This window comes from Fodinibius sp. (genome assembly GCF_041642155.1).
In the GTDB taxonomy this organism is placed as follows: Bacteria; Bacteroidota; Rhodothermia; order Balneolales; family Balneolaceae; genus Fodinibius.
On the sequence record NZ_JBEPWZ010000283.1, the window covers coordinates 1 to 3,846 of the forward strand.

The window sequence follows — 3,846 nt, forward strand, 5'->3', positions numbered from 1 at the left end:
TGCAAAATTTTGGTTAGGAAATGAAAGGAGATGTCCAGTTTTTCACTCAGGTCTTTTATGGAGGTGTAGCCTCCGTTTTGATAGGAAGCCAGCAACAGGGTAGCCCGCAATCCGTATACACACGATTTTGATAACAACATTCTAAGGATCTATTTAAGAGTAATTTGTCTTAAATATATCCCGATTTTAAATATAGTTCAAATATTTTCGCTATTTATATTTGGCGCGATACAATTCTGACCTCAATTTGCCCCGGAGAAATGTGACGGTGAACGAGGCGAACCCGCAGCCGCTGGTTAATCTGAAAGAAGTGATTCCACCGTTTGGTTGTCCGTAATCAGTACATCAATAAGGCCGCCTTCCAGTGCGCCCCGAATAACATCGGTTTTGAGTGGACCGCCGGCGATCCCCACCACCGTATCAACTTCTTTCATCTCCTCAATAGATATGCCAATAACGAGATCCTTCAGGCTTGAATCAATCTCATTGCCTTCAATGTCAAAAAACCGTAACGCAATGTCCCCCACCGCATTGGAATTGATAATTTCTTCGTGCACCCGGGGAGACAGCTTCTGGTTGTCGTGGTCCAGCACCGGATTGGTTTTCAGCGCCCCGAGTCCCACGCAAAGCGTATTGATCTTCGAAAAAAGGCTTAAGGCGCCGTTAACCTGCCGGTCCGAGAGCAGAATTTTTTTAGACTCTATATTCCCCACAATGCCGGGGGCCGGGAGCAGGGTTAATCGACTATTGAGAAGCTGGGAAAGCCGCCTGGAGATATCGGTCGCATGGGCCTTGGCTTCCGGGGGACCCACTCCCCCCAACGCCTGTACGACGTGAATGTCATCCACCTGTTTTTCAGGCATTGCATCGATCATAGCCTGCAGAGTGGTGCCCCAGGACACTCCTATGATATCTCCTTTCGAAATGGTCCGGTGGAGATAATTTGCGGCAGCCGAGCCAAGCTCTCTTTTGAGCGCTTTATCGGATATTTGGGTATCCGTATCAATAATCAGGGCTTCTTTGAGCCCGTATTTTTTTTCCAGAGCCTTTTCCCAATCCATAAAACTATCATTGGGAGAAACGACCGATATCCGAACAATGCCTTTCTCCCGGGCCTGTTTGAGAAGGCGTGAAACTTTCGGACGCGAGAGGTGCAGACGATTGGCAATCTGCTGCTGGTTCAGACTCTGATCATAGTACATGGAGCTGACCTTGCTCAGCAGGCGGTTTTGTATGAATTTATCACCTCTTACCATAGAAGTATGGATCTAAATGCGTCTGTTATTGGATACCCCTAATTTTTGGCGTATCAGGATTGAAGTCCTGCCAAAGATAACCAAACGATTGTAAAACAGAAATTTGCATAAACAATAGACATGCTTGTGCATCCCCCTGACCGTCTGTTCCCCTTATTACCGGCTATACGGAAACGATAAAAAGGTAGTAATTCCATGCAATATATAAAAACTTTGGTTTGATGAGTGGACGCTAACCGAAAGCGCCGTTGGTAAATAGCCCGGATTACCTCACCAGAAAATTTGTTCTTCAGCAAGGCGAAGGAAAAATGGCAGCGCAGATGTATCCGCTGTGCCCGACATGCTATTTTCACTTTTAATTCCGCTGATGGGCAACGTTCGCAGCATGATACCCACTGTCCTATTTTATTGGCCTCTATAATCGATATAAGTCTATCTGTATCATAAGGTTACAGCTATACAACATATATCTTTGAGAGAAATCGGGGAAGGTCCTGCCACAAAACTCCCCATGCGGAAAAAATACATGCTTAAATGCTCATGTTTACGCAAACCAAATGGCTTAATTATTTTTTGCATACCGCATCGTTTGAATTACCAGTAAAGCCCGTAAGCAGAAGTGAAAAGGTATCATTAAGTATTCAGGGGAGTGAAAATTAATTTATGTCAATAAGAAAAGTGAGAAAGTTTTTTTATTGACATTGAAAATAATTCTTGTAAATTGCTAAAAGAACATATATTCATCGGTGAACATATGTTCATAATGGTGAATGAATTCATCCGCCGGCAGCGTTCTTATGCTGCAGGAATAGTAAAAAAACTACTTTCAGGGTCAGGGCGGATAAATCGTGGGAAACTTATTTAAAAAAAAGGATGGTTATGTTAGCACATATGAACAGGGTGGAAGAGCGAATAACAGCCAATGGGATGGATCTGGATGAGCTCTGGCTGAACGTGCGGGCGGGAAAGGAGAAAGCGTTGTCTGAACTATTTTGTGTATCCTATTCCTGGCTTTTTAAATACGGATACAGGATCATTCCGAAAGAGGCCTTCGTCAAGGATGCGATCCAGGAACTCTTCCTGGTCCTGTGGGAGAAAAGAGCGTCCATCAACGAGGCACGATCTGTCAGATCCTATCTCTGTTCCTCCCTCAGACGTATTATCTTTCGCAGGGTGCGGAAGCAAAAAAATCGTACACAGCGAAATTACAGCTACCGTCATCATCATAATGAGGAGCTGCAGAACAGGGAGGAGTTGATTATTCGTTTTGAAGCTGACCGGGAAAGAGAACGGTGCTTGTCGCTTGCCATCGGTTCGCTCAGCGACCGCCAGAAGGAAGCCATCCTTCTGAAATATTATGACGGGTTTACCAATGCGGAAATAGCCCGCATCATGGATATTAACAAGCAGAGTGTGTATAACCACGTTTCGGCGGCTATCCGTACCATGCAGGATCACGTGCAGGGATAAAGGTCAGCTGGGGTTGAGGTCGATGGACCGATGCTTGTGGAGGTATGTGAGGCGGAAATAAGCATGTATAGGAAGGGGTACCGAAAGCTCCGGCTGAAACATTGGCTAACCTTTCTGGCCGCATCCCGACTTATCGGGGCGTACAAAAACAGACTTGCATATTTTCTTAAAAAACTTTAATAAAATTATATCAAAAAAATATAGTATAATTTCAATGTGGATGCCTCTTTACAAGAAACTGGCACAAAAATGCTTGTTTATAAAAAGAGGGACACATTCAATTGCGAAACTATTAGAGCATTGCCATTTTTTTTATACCGATATAACAGGAGCAGATAATCCGCTTTTTGGTGTCTTAAACCTCGCGGGTTACTTTCATTATTCATATTTATAATCTATAAACGTATATAGCTATGCCAGAAAACAACTATCCAAAACTACACAATGCAGCGTGGCCCGGGGTTGTGGGCAAAGGACCGGATTCCGAACCGACCATAGGTCTCGATACCATGCTGGAAAAGACGGCGGCCGCCGAGGTCGACGGAATGGGATTTGATGGTATTGATCTTTTCCTGTATGATCCTCATATCGATATTGACAGTTCCGAGGATGATATAAAAACTTTAGCTGAAAAAATTGCCGGGTATGGTCTCGAGGCGGGAAGTCTTGTGGCGCCGGTGTGGCCGGATATCGGCGGCGGATCGGCTATGGGGAGCAAAGAAGATCGCAAAAATTTTGTGACGCAGGTCAGAAAGTCGTGTGAGATCGGTAAAGTGTTGCGCGAGGAGGGCGTGCGCCCGAATGGGGTCATTCGTATTGATTCTGCCGTGGATCCGGCTACCTGGGCTGAAAACCCGGAGGAAGGGACCCGGCTGATTGTTCAAACCTGGCGCGAAGCCTGTGATGTTGCGGCCGACTATGATGAGGATTTGGCGGCCGAGGGCGAAATTTGCTGGGGCGGCATGCACAGCTGGAAGACGATGGTGGAGACACTGGAGGCGGTGGATCGACCGAATATTGGCTTTCAGGCTGATATGGCGCATACCCTGCTGTATCTGTTGGGATATAACGCTCCTGATGACCGGATCCTGCCCCAGGATTTCGAATGGGGAGACCGGGA

3 protein-coding genes are annotated in these 3,846 nt (G+C 45.9%); 2 read left to right on the forward strand and 1 reads right to left on the reverse strand.

Annotation, left to right across the window (positions count from 1 at the left end; all coding sequences use genetic code 11):
• Positions 1-296: 296 nt before the first annotated feature.
• Complete coding sequence (locus ACESLU_RS12700; protein ID WP_372639011.1) at positions 297-1,256, reverse strand: sugar-binding transcriptional regulator; 960 nt, start codon at positions 1,254-1,256, stop codon at positions 297-299.
• A gap of 879 nt (positions 1,257-2,135) precedes the next feature.
• Here ACESLU_RS12700 and ACESLU_RS12705 point away from each other — a divergent pair.
• Entirely contained in the window at positions 2,136-2,726 is a 591-nt protein-coding gene (locus ACESLU_RS12705) for an RNA polymerase sigma factor (protein WP_372639012.1), read from the forward strand.
• A 413-nt stretch (positions 2,727-3,139) separates the two neighbouring features.
• Positions 3,140-3,846 (forward strand): sugar phosphate isomerase/epimerase family protein (locus ACESLU_RS12710; protein WP_372639013.1); only part of this gene is annotated, 707 nt, incomplete at its 3' end.